The organism is Salmonella sp. SAL04202, from assembly GCF_046550775.1.
Classification (GTDB): Bacteria; Pseudomonadota; Gammaproteobacteria; order Enterobacterales; family Enterobacteriaceae; genus Salmonella; species Salmonella enterica.
In genome coordinates this window covers 691,623-706,604 of sequence record NZ_JBGDXK010000001.1, presented here as the reverse complement: position 1 = coordinate 706,604, position 14,982 = coordinate 691,623, and the positions used below count along the sequence as shown (strand labels likewise).

At 52.3% G+C, this 14,982-nt stretch carries 14 protein-coding genes, 1 tRNA gene and 1 pseudogene; 9 read left to right on the top strand and 7 right to left on the bottom strand.

Annotated features, from left to right (window positions below; all coding sequences use genetic code 11):
- Positions 1-180: 180 nt before the first annotated feature.
- Entirely contained in the window at positions 181-399 is a 219-nt protein-coding gene (gene infA / locus ACLJQJ_RS03585; RefSeq protein WP_001040187.1) for a translation initiation factor IF-1, read from the top strand.
- A 90-nt stretch (positions 400-489) separates the two neighbouring features.
- Here the strand turns inward: infA and ACLJQJ_RS03580 are convergent, their stop codons facing one another.
- Positions 490-1,401, bottom strand: a complete 912-nt coding sequence (locus tag ACLJQJ_RS03580) for a LysR family transcriptional regulator (protein ID WP_000597928.1) — start codon at positions 1,399-1,401, stop codon at positions 490-492.
- Positions 1,402-1,509: 108 nt separating this feature from the next.
- Here ACLJQJ_RS03580 and ACLJQJ_RS03575 point away from each other — a divergent pair, with 108 nt between their 5' ends.
- The 5 genes and pseudogenes from ACLJQJ_RS03575 (at position 1,510) to ACLJQJ_RS03555 (ending at position 4,479) form a co-directional block, all read left to right on the top strand.
- Entirely contained in the window at positions 1,510-2,370 is an 861-nt protein-coding gene (locus ACLJQJ_RS03575; RefSeq protein ID WP_000809969.1) for a pirin family protein, read from the top strand.
- 19 nt (positions 2,371-2,389) lie between these two features.
- A complete protein-coding gene (locus tag ACLJQJ_RS03570; RefSeq protein ID WP_000097893.1) occupies positions 2,390-3,067 on the top strand; it encodes a hydrolase in 678 nt (225 codons plus the stop codon).
- A gap of 148 nt (positions 3,068-3,215) precedes the next feature.
- Positions 3,216-3,303 (top strand) — tRNA-Ser (locus tag ACLJQJ_RS03565).
- A 463-nt stretch (positions 3,304-3,766) separates the two neighbouring features.
- Positions 3,767-4,120 (top strand): annotated as a pseudogene (locus tag ACLJQJ_RS03560) (tyrosine-type recombinase/integrase); the annotation flags it as partial.
- Between the two features lie 161 nt (positions 4,121-4,281).
- Positions 4,282-4,479, top strand: a complete 198-nt coding sequence (locus ACLJQJ_RS03555; RefSeq protein ID WP_001117984.1) for a hypothetical protein — start codon at positions 4,282-4,284, stop codon at positions 4,477-4,479.
- A gap of 211 nt (positions 4,480-4,690) precedes the next feature.
- On the opposite strand, the gene clpA is transcribed toward ACLJQJ_RS03555, so the two are convergent.
- The 3 genes from clpA to ACLJQJ_RS03540 all read right to left on the bottom strand — a co-directional run bounded on the left by clpA (position 4,691) and on the right by ACLJQJ_RS03540 (position 7,491).
- Complete coding sequence (gene clpA, locus ACLJQJ_RS03550) at positions 4,691-6,967, bottom strand: ATP-dependent Clp protease ATP-binding subunit ClpA (RefSeq protein WP_000934064.1); 2,277 nt, start codon at positions 6,965-6,967, stop codon at positions 4,691-4,693.
- 30 nt (positions 6,968-6,997) lie between these two features.
- Complete coding sequence (gene clpS, locus ACLJQJ_RS03545; RefSeq protein ID WP_000520789.1) at positions 6,998-7,318, bottom strand: ATP-dependent Clp protease adapter ClpS; 321 nt, start codon at positions 7,316-7,318, stop codon at positions 6,998-7,000.
- Positions 7,319-7,413: 95 nt separating this feature from the next.
- On the bottom strand, positions 7,414-7,491 hold the full coding sequence (locus ACLJQJ_RS03540; protein ID WP_212742690.1) for a hypothetical protein: 78 nt from the start codon (positions 7,489-7,491) through the stop codon (positions 7,414-7,416).
- A gap of 150 nt (positions 7,492-7,641) precedes the next feature.
- Here ACLJQJ_RS03540 and cspD point away from each other — a divergent pair, with 150 nt between their 5' ends.
- Positions 7,642-7,863 (top strand): cold shock-like protein CspD, encoded by a 222-nt coding sequence (gene cspD / locus ACLJQJ_RS03535; protein ID WP_000447499.1) that lies wholly within the window; start codon positions 7,642-7,644, stop codon positions 7,861-7,863.
- 129 nt (positions 7,864-7,992) lie between these two features.
- Here the strand turns inward: cspD and macB are convergent, their stop codons facing one another.
- Together macB and macA are read right to left on the bottom strand one after the other, a co-directional pair.
- Positions 7,993-9,939, bottom strand: coding sequence for a macrolide ABC transporter ATP-binding protein/permease MacB (gene macB, locus ACLJQJ_RS03530; protein ID WP_063809363.1), 1,947 nt, complete (start codon positions 9,937-9,939; stop codon positions 7,993-7,995).
- Positions 9,936-11,054, bottom strand: coding sequence for a macrolide transporter subunit MacA (gene macA / locus ACLJQJ_RS03525; RefSeq protein ID WP_023227176.1), 1,119 nt, complete (start codon positions 11,052-11,054; stop codon positions 9,936-9,938). The genes macB and macA overlap by 4 nt, the downstream gene beginning before the upstream one ends.
- 145 nt (positions 11,055-11,199) lie before the next feature.
- On the opposite strand from macA, the gene ACLJQJ_RS03520 reads away from it, so the two are divergent.
- Entirely contained in the window at positions 11,200-12,150 is a 951-nt protein-coding gene (locus ACLJQJ_RS03520) for a VirK/YbjX family protein (protein ID WP_001519667.1), read from the top strand.
- Here ACLJQJ_RS03520 and ACLJQJ_RS03515 read toward each other — a convergent pair.
- Complete coding sequence (locus ACLJQJ_RS03515) at positions 12,147-13,805, bottom strand: ATP-dependent endonuclease (protein WP_000599765.1); 1,659 nt, start codon at positions 13,803-13,805, stop codon at positions 12,147-12,149. The genes ACLJQJ_RS03520 and ACLJQJ_RS03515 overlap by 4 nt on opposite strands.
- 201 nt (positions 13,806-14,006) lie before the next feature.
- Here ACLJQJ_RS03515 and ACLJQJ_RS03510 point away from each other — a divergent pair, with 201 nt between their 5' ends.
- A complete protein-coding gene (locus ACLJQJ_RS03510; RefSeq protein ID WP_000491118.1) occupies positions 14,007-14,906 on the top strand; it encodes a lysine exporter LysO family protein in 900 nt (299 codons plus the stop codon).
- Positions 14,907-14,982 lie beyond the last annotated feature (76 nt).

The following is a 14,982-nucleotide window of genomic DNA, read 5'->3' as shown; positions in this document are numbered from 1 at the left end:
GTCGATACATCAGGCGGTAGTATCAGGGAAAAGGTGTATAACGCGGCGTTGTCGTGTGTCGCGGAATCATGTGCTAAACCTGGTTTGCTGTGTTTTAAACGCACAAATCTTTACTTATCAAAAGAAGTTCGGCATTATCTTGCCGGTTCAAATTATGGTAGTGATACCCCAGAGGATTAGATGGCCAAAGAAGACAATATTGAAATGCAAGGTACCGTTCTCGAAACGTTACCTAATACCATGTTCCGCGTAGAGTTAGAAAACGGTCACGTGGTTACTGCACACATCTCCGGTAAAATGCGTAAGAACTACATCCGCATCCTGACGGGCGACAAAGTGACCGTTGAGCTGACCCCGTACGACCTGAGCAAAGGCCGCATTGTCTTCCGTAGTCGCTAATTGTCTCCTCACGCCCTGAAGGGCGGCTGGATAAAAGGTCGGTTTAACCGGCCTTTTTTGCGTCCATTAAGTTGATGAATGACGAGCAGGTTACTCTTCCACCATCCGCGCATACTCTTCCGTCAAAAAATCGACCAACGCGCGTACGGAAGGTAATAATCCTCGCCGGGATGGGAACACAGCATGAATAACCTCCCGCCGGGGCTCCCACTCTTCCAGCACCGCGACCAGTTCACCGGCGGCCAGTTGTTCTTTCACCATTAAGACAGGTAACTGCACAAGCCCCACGCCCGCCATCGCCGCCTCGCGTAGCGCCAACATGTCTGTAGTAATCATACGCGGGGTAAAATGGACTTCCGCACGCGCGCCCTGCGGGCCGTAAAGTTCCCAGCGGTGGATATGCTTGCCGGATGCAAGACTTAGCCCTGGCCAATGGCTCAACTCCGCCGGCGCGGAAGGGATTCCCATCCGTGCGATAAGATCCGGGCTGGCAAACAGGCGATGCCCTCTGTCAGCCAGGACGCGCATCACCAGGTCGCTATCTTCAAACGGGCGCGGCCTGACGCGAATCGCCACATCCACCCCCTCCCCTACGACGTCCACCCGACGATTGGTCGCTTCAAGCTGTAGCGAAACATCAGGATAACGCGCCATAAATTTCGCCAGCATTGGGCCGATGTGTACATGCAGCAGCGTCACCGGGCAGGTCAGCTTCACGATACCGCGAGGCTCTACCTGCAATGCGGCAATGGCATCCTGCGCCGCCTGAGCTTCCACCAGCATCGCTTTACAGTGCTCATAGAATGTTTGCCCCACTTCGGTAACGTTAAACTGCCGGGTGGTTCGCTGAATCAATCGCACGCCCAGCCGTTCCTCCAGTTGCGCAATACGCCGGCTCAGTTTTGATTTTGGTTCATCAAGCGCACGCCCCGCCGCGGCAAACCCACCCTCTTCGACCACATGCACAAACCACGCAAAATCATTGAGATCCGTTTTTATCATTACATTGTCCTATTAATGGAACGGTATGAGCCATTTTAGCCACTACCGAACCTTTTGTCATGAATATAAGCTTATTCACATCAAGACAACGCCACTGAGGAGAACACCATGAAACAGATTACAGGCGTCTATACCGCACCTCGCCCGCACTGGGTTGGCGATGGATTTCCGGTTCGTTCACTCTTTTCTTATCAGTCACATGCGCAGCAGTTGAGTCCCTTCCTGCTGCTGGATTATGCCGGGCCGCACACATTTACGCCGGGTAATGAAAAACGCGGCGTTGGGGAGCATCCACACCGCGGTTTCGAGACCGTGACGATTGTTTATAGTGGCGAAGTCGAGCATCGGGACTCTACCGGTCGCGGCGGCGTTATCGGCCCGGGCGACGTTCAGTGGATGACCGCAGGCGCAGGCATTTTGCATGAAGAGTTCCATTCCGACGCGTTTACCCGTCGGGGCGGCGAACTGGAAATGGTGCAGTTGTGGGTTAACCTTCCAATGAAGGACAAAATGACCACCCCGGGTTATCAAAGCATTACCCACGATGTTATCCCGACCGTTACGTTGCCGGATGACGCCGGAGTCGTGCGGGTCATCGCAGGGCGTTATGAAGAGACAAAAGGCCCGGCGCACACTTTCTCGCCGCTCAATGTCTGGGATATGCGCCTGCAACGCAATCGCCAGCTTACATTGGCACAGCCGGAAGGATGGAGCACCGCGCTGGTGGTACTGAAAGGCAATATCACGGTGAACGGCACGACGCCGGTCAACGAAGCGCAACTGGTGGTGTTGAGCCAGCAAGGGAAAACGCTGCACCTTGAGGCCAGCAGCGACGCCAGCGTATTGCTGTTATCAGGCGAGCCGCTGAATGAACCGATTGTGGGTTACGGCCCATTTGTTATGAACACGAAACAAGAGATCGCAGAAGCAGTCCGCGATTTCAACTCCGGCCGTTTTGGCCAAATCTGAAAACATGAAGGAGAACACGATGTCAAGTCCTGCTAATTTTAATGGTTTGCGCCCGGTAATTGATGTTAACGATTCCGTGATGCTTTTAATCGATCATCAAAGCGGTCTTTTCCAGACCGTAGGCGATATGCCAATGCCGGAATTACGCGCTCGCGCCGCGGCGTTGGCGAAGATGGCGACGTTAGCGAAAATGCCGGTCATTACCACGGCATCCGTACCGCAAGGTCCGAACGGCCCGCTGATCCCGGAGATCCACGCTAATGCGCCACATGCGCAGTACATTGCGCGCAAAGGTGAAATTAACGCCTGGGATAACGAAGATTTCGTTAAGGCGGTAAAAGCGACGGGTCGTAAGACGCTGATCATTGCCGGGACGATTACCAGCGTGTGTATGGCATTCCCGGCCATTAGCGCGGTAGCGGAAGGTTATAAGGTATTTGCCGTGATCGACGCATCCGGCACCTACAGTAAGATGGCGCAGGAGATCACTCTGGCGCGTATCGTACAGGCTGGCGTCGTACCGATGGATACTGCCGCAGTCGCCTCTGAGCTGCAAGGCACCTGGAACCGTGAAGACGCCGCCGCGTGGGCCGACGTTTATACTCAGGTATTCCCGGCCTATCAACTGCTGATCGAAAGCTACAGCAAAGCGCAGGATGTGGTGAAAAACAACGAAATGTTGGATTCACAGCGCTAATTTGCCTCCCCGCGCCAGTTTGGGCGGGGATTATGTCTATTGCATGAGCAAACGACAGTGAATATGTAAATTCTGCTTGACCGTTTTAGCGCAACTCCCTATAGTAGCGCCCCGTTGCCCCCCAAGCGGTCAGGCAGCAATACAATATGGTGAGGTGTCCGAGTGGCTGAAGGAGCACGCCTGGAAAGTGTGTATACGGCAACGTATCGGGGGTTCGAATCCCCCCCTCACCGCCATATTCAAGTTGAGAGCCTGTACAGAAGTACGGGCTTTTTGCTTATATGTATCCCCCAAACCAAGGGGGGATGAGAACCACCGACCGGGGTTCGACAACTGGCGCAGCCAGTTGGACAGACCGGGCGCGCAGCGAACGGGCTGCCCCGAAGGGGCGAGGCCCAGGGATGGGCTGAGTAGCGGCGCAGCCAGTTGGACAGACCGGGCGCACAGCGAACGGGCTGCCCCGAAGGGGCGAGCAAAGCGAGTCAATCCCCCCCCTCACCGCCATATTCAAGAAAGAGCTCGTACGAAAGTACGGGCTTTTGTATCTAAACTTCTTGTTTTTACTGTGATTTTCCTGATGAAAGGTTTGTTTTTGGACCTTTGGTTGCTACACCAAACTTACTATAGATTGTGTAAAACAGCCCTACTTCCCTACCTGAAACGCTTTAGAAAAGTTTGCATAAGTATCTCTCGGTAGTAAAAAAGCACCGAGTTCCTCTGTCTGATGCTGCTGTTGATTTGTTAAAAGATTTACCACGATTAAAAGATAACAATCATGTATTCCCTGCCCCTCGCGCTGAAACACTTTCTGATATGTCGTTATTGGCTGTATTGAAACGAATGGGATATATCGACTTAACGCAACATGGCTTCCGTTCTACTTTCCGTGAGTGGGCTGGTGAAGCAACGGATTATCAACGTGAGGTTATTGAACATGCGTTGGCGCACCAGTTGGCAGATAAGGCTGAAGCAGCGTATCAGCGTGGGACGTTATGGCCTAAACGAGTGGCGCTGATGGATGACTGGACGGGGTATAGCACTGCCAACAGCTAAGCTACCTGTACGAAAGCATTATCGTTGATAACAACGTAGAAAGTGTGATGCTAATAGCATTCGCTTTCGAAAATGTGATAAGGAATAATTTCACGATGAACTATTTCTTATATGATTATCATCATGGTTTGCAAATTACATAAACCACTCAAGGAGAGGTTATGCCCGGACTGATAGGCTACTGGAAGCAACTTCCCACCAAAGATGAATATATTAAAAAACACAATATGAGCAAAATATCCTGCTACAGTTGTGGTCACGAGAAATTCAGCGATGTTGGTTTGATACAGGTATGGGATAATCACAGAAGAATTCTTTGTGCTAAGTGTAAGACTACTCTTTTCAGAGAAGAGGATTAGTTTTTTTGGCATTGGTAACAGCGGCTTCAGCATCCCTTTTCACGCAGCGGGTCGGGCTTTTTTTCGCATTTGACCCGCCGATTACCGGATGATGGCGCAATTTACAAGCGCCTTATCCGCCTACCGCGAGCACAACGCCATCAGGCTAACTATTAGCCGGCATAAAAAAACCGGGCGCTAAGGCCCGGTTTGTACGGCAGTGAAACGAAGATTAATGCGCGGCTTCCGGCTTGTGCTTTTGCGCACTCTGGAAGCCATACGTCAACGCATTTTTCTCTTTATCCAGCGCGACGGTGACCTGTCCGCCGTCAACCAGCGATCCAAACAGCAACTCATTGGCCAGCGGTTTTTTCAGGTTGTCCTGAATCACACGCGCCATTGGTCGTGCGCCCATCGCCCGGTCATAGCCCTTTTCCGCCAGCCAGTCGCGCGCTTCCTGACTGACTTCCAGGGAGACGCCTTTCTGATCCAACTGAGCCTGCAACTCGACGATAAACTTATCGACAACCTGATGAATCACCTCGCCAGACAGATGATCGAACCAAATAATGTTGTCGAGACGGTTACGGAACTCCGGCGTAAACACTTTCTTGATCTCGCCCATCGCATCGGTACTGTTGTCCTGATGAATAAGACCAATAGATTTACGTTCGGTTTCTCGCACGCCGGCGTTGGTGGTCATCACCAGCACCACGTTGCGGAAATCCGCCTTACGGCCATTGTTATCGGTCAGCGTACCGTTATCCATCACCTGCAGCAGCAGGTTAAAGACATCCGGGTGCGCTTTTTCGATCTCATCCAGCAACAGCACCGCATGAGGATGCTTAATCACCGCATCTGTTAGCAGCCCGCCCTGGTCGAAACCGACGTATCCCGGAGGCGCGCCGATCAAACGGCTCACCGTATGACGCTCCATATATTCGGACATATCGAAGCGCAACAGCTCAATACCCAGCGCTTTTGAAAGCTGTACCGTAACTTCAGTTTTCCCTACGCCAGTTGGCCCGGCGAACAAGAATGAGCCGACAGGTTTATGCTCATGGCCCAGACCGGCACGACTCATCTTAATAGCTTCGGTCAGCGCCTCAATCGCGTTATCCTGGCCGAAGACCAGCATTTTCAGACGATCGCCCAGGTTCTTCAGCGTATCGCGATCGCTCTGCGAGACGCTCTTTTCAGGAATTCGCGCAATTCGCGCCACTACGGACTCAATATCCGCCACGTTGACCGTTTTCTTACGTTTGCTCACCGGCATCAGACGCGCCCGAGCGCCCGCTTCGTCAATCACGTCAATGGCTTTATCCGGCAGATGGCGGTCATTGATATATTTTACCGCCAGCTCGACCGCCGCACGCACCGCTTTCGCGGTATAACGCACGTCGTGGTGCGCTTCGTACTTAGGTTTCAAGCCGTTGATAATTTGCACCGTCTCTTCCACCGAAGGCTCGGTAATATCAATTTTCTGGAAACGGCGCGCTAATGCGCGGTCTTTCTCAAAAATATTGCTGAATTCCTGATAGGTCGTTGAGCCGATCACCCGGATCTTGCCGCTGGAAAGCAGCGGTTTAATCAGATTTGCCGCATCCACCTGTCCGCCCGACGCCGCGCCAGCGCCGATAATGGTATGGATTTCATCGATAAACAGGATGCTGTTGGTATCCTGCTCAAGCTGTTTCAGCAACGCCTTAAACCGTTTTTCAAAATCGCCGCGGTATTTGGTGCCCGCCAGCAGCGAACCGATATCCAGCGAGTAAATGGTGCAATCGGCCATCACTTCCGGCACATCGCCCTGCACGATACGCCAGGCCAGCCCTTCGGCAATCGCCGTTTTGCCGACGCCGGATTCCCCTACCAGCAACGGGTTATTTTTACGGCGACGACACAAGACCTGGATCGCGCGCTCCAGTTCTTTTTCACGACCAATCAGCGGATCGATGCCGCCCACGCGAGCAAGTTGGTTAAGATTCGTCGTGAAGTTTTCCATACGTTCCTCCCCGCCAGCTTGTTCGTCGCCAGTTGGCTGATTGCCGAGATCGGAAGATTGGCTCGGTTCGTCTTTTCGCGTCCCGTGAGAAATAAAGTTCACGATATCCAGACGGCTAACTTCATGCTTGCGCAGCAGATAAGCCGCCTGTGATTCCTGTTCGCTAAAGATAGCCACCAGCACATTCGCGCCAGTCACTTCACTACGCCCGGAAGACTGAACGTGGAAGACGGCACGTTGCAGGACACGCTGGAAACTTAACGTCGGCTGCGTATCACGCTCTTCTTCACTGGCAGGCAGTACGGGTGTGGTTTGTTCAATGAAGGCTTCGAGTTCCTGACGGAGCGCCACCAGATCCACGGAGCATGCTTCCAGCGCTTCGCGAGCCGATGGGTTGCTGAGCAGCGCCAGCAACAGATGCTCGACGGTCATAAACTCATGACGGTGCTCGCGCGCTCTGGCGAAAGCCATGTTTAAACTGAGTTCCAGTTCTTGATTGAGCATAGGCACCTCCCCCAATTTTTATACCTGCATTCAGGCTTTTTCCAGCGTACACAGCAACGGATGCTCGTTCTCCCTTGCATACTTGTTCACCATCGCCACTTTGGTTTCCGCCACCTCGGCGGTAAACACGCCGCAGATAGCTTTGCCTTGATAGTGAACTGCAAGCATCAATTGCGTTGCACGTTCTACATCATAAGAAAAGAATTTTTGTAACACGTCAATAACAAACTCCATCGGAGTGTAGTCATCATTGACTAATATCACTTTATACATAGATGGCGGTTTTAGCGCGTCGCGCACGCTATCTTCCACCAACTGGTCAAAATCCAGCCAATCGTTCGTCTTACCCATTGTCAGTCGTCATTATCGGTTACGGTTGTCGGCAGGAAAATCTGCCGCTGACCAGAGTCTATGCACACAATCAATCTACCTCAATTGATAGATAACTAACATCTATCAGTACCATCCGCGACATCTGTCACATTCCCGGCAATAGCGTTAACTGCTTCAAATTTTTGATTCATTTTTACCCGATCCCCCCTGCCTGATGCTTGACGCCTCGCCTGATTTCTCTAAATTGTAATGTCGAGAGTTGGTGAGGTTTTGAACAGCCCCCACTCCGTCACCGGTTCATTCCATCTTACTTATATAAGATTTACGAAGGATGTCGAAGCATGGAAACGGGTACTGTAAAGTGGTTCAACAATGCCAAAGGGTTTGGTTTCATCTGCCCTGAAGGCGGCGGCGAGGATATTTTCGCCCATTATTCCACCATTCAAATGGATGGTTACAGAACGCTTAAAGCCGGACAGTCTGTCCGGTTTGATGTCCACCAGGGGCCAAAAGGCAATCACGCCAGCGTCATCGTGCCCATCGAAGCAGAGGCCGTTGCATAGCTCCTCTGTCTCATTGTGTACATCCAGGAGGCAAAATGCCAGCCCGATCGGCTGGCATTTTTATTTAACGCCAGTTCCTGATAGCAACACCGTTGCATCTTATCAGGCCGACAAATGACGTCAGCAAGATTACTCCCTTGCCAGCGCATCCACCGGGTCCAGTCGCGCCGCGTTTCTCGCCGGTAGCCAGCCAAACAGTATCCCAGTAAATGTCGAACATAAAAACGCGCTCGCCAGCGCAGTCAGTGAAAAACCGATCTCCCAGCCGGGCAGGAAAAGCTGTAGCATAAATGCGATGAACATCGACAAGCTAATCCCCAGCGCTCCACCAACCAGGCAAACCAGCACCGCTTCAATAAGAAACTGCTGTAGCACATCGCTGGCGCGCGCGCCTACCGCCATACGGATGCCGATTTCACGCGTTCGCTCGGTGACGGAAACCAGCATAATATTCATAACGCCAATGCCGCCGACAACCAGCGAAATGACGGCCACCAGCGTCAGAAATAACTGAAGAGTATAGGTGGTTTTTTCAGCCGTTTTCAGGACGCTGTCCATATTCCAGGTGAAGAAGTCTTTTTTACCGTGGCGTAAGGTGAGCAGGCGGGTAAGCTGCTGTTCAGCCTGATCGCTATCAACGCCATCTTTCACACGAACGGTGATCGAGTTAAGCCATGACTGACCCATTATGCGATCTGACATCGTGCTATAGGGCAACCAAACTTGCAACAGATTGCTATTGCCGTACATGGACGGTTTCTCTTCCGCCACGCCAATAACAATAACCGGCATATTACCCACCAGCACCACTTCCCCTACGACATTCGCTTTATTTGGAAATAGCTGGCGTCGCGTGTTGGCATCCAGCACCACCACCTGCGCGCGATCCTGTTGCTGTACAGCATTGAAGGTGTTCCCCTCCCTAAAGGACATGCCGTAAACGTTAAAATAATCGCCACTGACGCCATTAGCATTTACGACAATATCAATATTGCCATAGCGAAGACGTAAGCTCTTTGAAACGCTGGGCGTCGCAGAGTTAACCCACGGCTGTTTCTGAATAGCGACCAGATCGTCATATTTCAGCGCCTGTCGATACTGCGGGTTGTCGTCGCCGAAATCTTTGCCTGGATGAATATCAATCGTATTAGTGCCCATAGCGCGGATATCCGCCAGTACCATCTGTTTTGCGGCGTCGCCGACCACCACAATCGACACCACCGACGCAATACCGATAATAATTCCCAGCATGGTCAGTAAAGTACGCATTTTGTTAGCGGCCATCGCTAACCACGCCATTGACAGCGCTTCGCGAAAGCTGCTGGCAAATTGCCGCCAGCCGGGAGCCGTATTAACTACGGCAGCGTCAACGCCCTGTTCGCGTTTCTTTTCCTGCGCGGGCGAATTATGGACAATCTTGCCATCGTGAATTTCAATAATCCGCTCCGCCTGGGCGGCAATCAGCGGATCGTGCGTCACAATGATCACCGTATGTCCGCGATCGCGCAGTTGGCGCAAAATCGCCATCACCTCTTCGCCGGAATGGCTATCCAGCGCGCCGGTCGGCTCATCTGCCAGAATCACCTGTCCGCCGTTCATCAGAGCGCGGGCAATACTGACACGCTGCTGCTGTCCGCCAGAAAGCTGTGAAGGTGGATAATCGACGCGATCGCTTAATCCCAGCCGCAGAAGTAACTCTCTGGCGCGCGCCTGGCGTTTTTTGCGTTCAATGCCGGCGTAGACGGCGGGGATTTCAACATTTTGCGCTGCCGTTAAATGCGACAACAGATGGTAGCGCTGAAAGATAAAGCCAAAATGCTCACGCCGCAGCTGCGCCAGCGCGTCCGGGTCCAGCGTCGAGACGTCCCGCCCCGCCACCCGATAAGTGCCGCTGGTCGGTTTATCCAGGCACCCGAGGATATTCATCAGCGTTGATTTTCCAGAACCGGAAACGCCGACGATCGCCACCATCTCCCCGGCGTGGATTTGCAGGGAGATATCTTTCAACACCGCCACCTGCTCTTCTCCGGAGGGGTAGCTGCGACTCACATTGCGCAGTTCAAGCAATGCCGTCATGGCGTCGCTCCTGGCCTGCTCTCGCCGATGATCACCTCATCGCCCGCTTCCAGACCTTTAACCACTTCCACGTCTGTATCGTTACGCTCGCCAATGATCACTTCGCGCTCACGTTTTTCGCCGTTACGCAACAGCGCCACTTTATAACGATTGCCGCCCACCGGTTCGCCAAGCGCGGCGAGAGGAATAATCAGCACATTTTTGACATCCATGAGTTGAATATAAACCTGTGCGGTCATATCAAGACGCAAGATTCTTTTGGGATTCGGCACTTCAAACCGGGCGTAATAAAAAATAGCGTCGTTGATCTTTTCCGGCGTCGGCAGAATATCTTTTAAAACGCCTTCATAGCGCGTTTGCGGATCGCCTGCAATGGTGAACCATGCTTTCTGCCCCGCCCGAAGATGGATCACGTCCGCTTCCGAGACCTGCGCTTTTACCAGCATGGTGCTCATATCCGCCAGCGTCAGAATATTGGGCGCCTGCTGAGCTGCAATCACCGTTTGTCCTTGCAGGGTAGTGATTTGCGTCACTTCCCCCGCCATGGGAGCAACAATACGGGTATATTCCAGGTTGGTTTTCGCGGTGTCCAACGAGGCCCGATTACGTTTGATCTGGGCATCTATGGTGCCAATACGCGCCTGTTTAACCGCCAACTCCGTCGCCGCAGTATCCAGATCCTGTTGCGATACCGCCTGAGTCTTAGCTAACTGCTGCTGGCGCGCCAGCGTAACCCGCGCCAGCTTTAACTCAGCAGCTGCCTGCTGACGCTCCGCGTTCAGCTCCATCAGGGTGGCCTCGACCTCTTTTATCTGGTTCTCCGCCTGATCTGGGTCAATCACGCCGAGTAGCTGATCTTTTTTAACGTTATCGCCAATGGAGACCAGCAGCGTTTTCAACTGGCCGCTCACCTGCGCGCCGACATCCACTTTACGCAACGCGTCCAGTTTTCCAGTCGCCAGTACACTCTGTTCAAGATCGCCTGGCCGCACGATTAATGTCTGATAAGTTGGCAGCGGCGCATTTATCATTCGCCAGCTAACCATCCCCCCCACTAAAAGAATTAAAATAATGACCAGATAACGCTTTTTAAATTTCTTTCCCTTAGCACGCATAGAAACCCTGACGGCAAAATTTTAACCAGAAAGTAAACCGTATCTAAACAAAGCTGACGCAATAAAGATAGCGTCGGCTGTATTGACGATTGGTTAATGTTTCCTGTGGTTCAATCTCGACAATCTTATGTCGCGGATTACGATCATGACACAGCTTACAGATAATACCTGGTACACTTCAGATTACATCTCTCCTTTACAATTATTTATTCGTCTGACGCGCGGGCAATTACAGCCAGGAAAATTCTGGCGTAAAGCCAGCTTTCGTCGCAAGTTTTTAATCCGCTCATTAGTCATGCCGCGTGCGACCAGCCAATTACTGACCAATCTCACCCAATGGCCGGAGTTAAATACGTTACTTGCTCGTCAGCCGCGTTTGCCTATTCGGCTACATCGTCCTTATATGGCTGTAAATATTAAACGCGATTTCGCCTTAGATGCGCTGTGTTTTCATTATCAACAGATGCGCCAACTTTTATCGCGGGAACAACAGGTTAGCTATTTAAGTCAGTATGGCCTGAATCTTGCTAAATTTGAAACTAAAACCGGCGAGTTGTTTCAACTTGATTTAGTCAGTCTGGTCTCACTGGATAAAGAAGGTGAAAGCACTATTGTTGTTCGCGACGCACAGTTACGTATTCTGGCAGAGATCACATTTACCCTGTGTCGCTTTAACCAACAACGCACACTATTTATCGGCGGATTACAGGGCGCGGCAAACGACGTCCCTCACGAAATTATCCAGCAGGCGACCAAAGCCTGCCATGGTCTTTTTCCCAAACGCATCGTGATGGAGGCTCTCTGTCAGTTTGCGCAAGTCTTTCAGGCAGAAAAGATTATAGCCGTGAGTAACGATGCGCACGTTTATCGTAGCTGGCGATACATGGATAAAAAGACGCAAATGCATGCCGACTATGACGCGTTTTGGGAATCGTTAGGCGGTGAAAGAATTAAAGGGAATTACTATACGCTGCCGCTGGCGATCGCCCGAAAAAGCGAAGCGGAGATCGCCAGTAAAAAACGGGCCGAGTATCGCCGCCGCTATGCATTACTCGATAGCGTCGTCGAACAGGTTCCGGCCACATTCAAACGCTAATCCGCCCGGCCCCGCGCCAGCCAAACCACGCGCGAGAACATCTTTCTGAACAGCGGCGGCACGGCGTCAATTCCGCGCCGCCCGGCTTCCATCGCGACTTCAATCGCCAAATCCGGCTTTGACGAGCGGTGGATAGCTTTAGTGATAATTTTCCGGGTATTCATCGGCACATTAGGCGGAAGTTGCGCAACCCGGTGAAAAACATCGGCAAAGCCCTGACGATACATAAAATGTTCCATATCCAGCGCAGGCAGCGCCGTGAGATGTTCGCGTTCTTCTTCCCGATCGTTATTAAGCAGACTGCGGACCGTCGCGGCATATTTTTTCCCCGCTTCGTCGCCATCCACCAGGACATGCCACTCGATTCCCATACGGCGAGCGAACTTCACCAGCGGTTTCAGGCCGGACTGAGCAAACTCAATGACTTTAATGCCCTCCGCATCAAAATGATGTCCACACTGACGCGCCAGCTCATTAATAACCCAGGTTTCCGTCTCGCCTTCCACCAGTAGCCAGCAACGCGCAAACAGCGACGACGCGCGATTAAAGCGGATATGAAAGGCGATACGCCGTCCATCTTCCGCGCTTAACCCGCCCGGGCCCAGACGCCAGGCGGCGACGCGGGAAGATTCGCGCACCAGCCGTACGACATGCTCCACCGGCGTTAGCGAGAGCAGTTCGCCTGAGTTGGTTGTCGCTATCCGCTGTAGCGGTAACAGATTGAGCAATTGCCAGGCGACTGAAAGCATAATGGGATGTAAACGGGTTTCCGGATCTTCCACCAGCAGTAATGGTCGCGCGTCTTTATGTAACCGCAGCGTCCCTTTCGCCTGTAACAGCGTGGAGAAAAGCCCCAGCAGGATCACCCGATGCGACCGGCTGCCCGGTTTGTCGATCATCCGATTAATAATATCCAGATAGCGCCAGCTACGCTGCTCATTTTGCGAACGCCGGCGCATGAGTCGGTGACGCGCCTGTCCTGCGCCCTGCTCTGAGAAATAGTGTTCAAGCAGTTGCACCATCGCGGACAGTCCCTGACGAATCTGCCCGTCGGTTAAATTTTGCGGCCGGGTCGCCAGCTCACGCGCCAGAAAATCCAGCTGTCGGGCCGTGACTTCAACATCCGGCACATTGGGCACCGTACCGTTGCGAATACGTCGCATAAAGCGCGCATCGCGCAAACGTAGCACTGGCATCAGACGAACCAGGTGGCGCACCTGATCGTTAATATTTTCCACCAGTAATGGCTGCCCATCGCTATTGAGAAAACTGCGCAGCGTCATCACGCTGCCATCGGCGCCGCATTCGCCCTCTAGCCGATAAAAAATACGGTGAAAATCATCCTCGCAAGGCGACCAGCATGCTTCCAGCGCTCGATAACGACGTACCCGATGCCGCCCTGGCTGCGTTTCGCGAAAAGTCAGAATAATATGCAGGTGATGCTCGCGTCCTTTTATGTCGCCAGGCGGAAACCAGAAATCCTCACGGACAAAATGGTAAAGATCGAGTTCCGGCGACAATAACAGAGTCAGCGCATCCAGCAGGCTGGATTTTCCCCAGGCGTTTTCCCCAATCAGCACGTTGTTTTGCTCCAGCATCAACGACAGTCGGTTGATACCGCGAAATCCTACTATTTCAACGCGTTCGAGAATCATGCTTCCTCCAGAAAAACGTCATCACTCCATAAAATTCACCGCAGTATAACGGCAAATGCGTCCGCCTGGCGTGATATTCCCCCCCTTTGCCTGGGGCAAATGTCTGATAAATGTACGGCTGACGGTGTCGCTTTACTGATAGTCTGGAATTCGGTAGTGTCATGTACGCTATTCAAACAATAAAAAAGGGCCCGGCTGTTCATGTTTTCAGGACTTTTAATCATTCTGGTTCCACTGATTGTGGGCTATCTCATTCCACTGCGACATAAAGCCGCATTACAACTTATTAACCGGCTACTGAGCTGGATCGTGTATCTTATTCTCTTTTTTATGGGAATAAGCCTGGCGTTTTTGGATAACCTCGCCAGTAATCTGGTGGCGATTTTTCATTATTCCGCCGTCAGTATTACGATTATTTTATTGTGTAATATCGCTGCCTTATTGTGGCTGGAACGTATCCTCCCGTGGCGTCACCATCATCAGCAGGAAAAACTGCCTTCGCGTATTGCCATGGCGCTGGAGTCGCTGCAACTGTGCGGCGTAGTGGTATTGGGGTTTGTTATCGGCCTGAGCGGACTCTCTGTTTTACAGCACGCCACCGAAGCCAGTGAATATACGCTGATCTTTTTATTGTTCCTGGTGGGGATTCAGCTACGAAATAGCGGCATGACCTTAAAGCAAATTGTGCTTAACCGCCGGGGAATGATGGTCGCGGTCGTTGTCGTGGCAAGCTCATTACTGGGCGGCGTGATTAATGCGTTTATCCTGGACTTACCGCTAAAAACCGCCCTGGCGATGGCGTCAGGTTTCGGCTGGTACTCTCTTTCCGGTATTTTGCTGACGGAGTCGTTTGGACCGGTTATCGGCAGCGCGGCATTTTTTAACGATCTGGCCCGCGAGCTCTTAGCCATTATGCTTATTCCCGGTCTGGTTCGCCGCAGCCGTTCAACGGCGTTGGGCCTGTGCGGAGCGACCTCAATGGACTTTACGTTGCCGGTATTACAGCGCTCCGGCGGCGTAGAGATTGTTCCGGCGGCTATCGTACATGGCTTTATCCTCAGCCTGCTGGTCCCCCTCTTAATGGCGTTCTTCTCGGCCTGATACCTCTTTGGCGGTAGGCATCTGCCGCCAAAATTGCGCTAAATCAATCTCCTTGCACATTATGGCAGAAATCCCT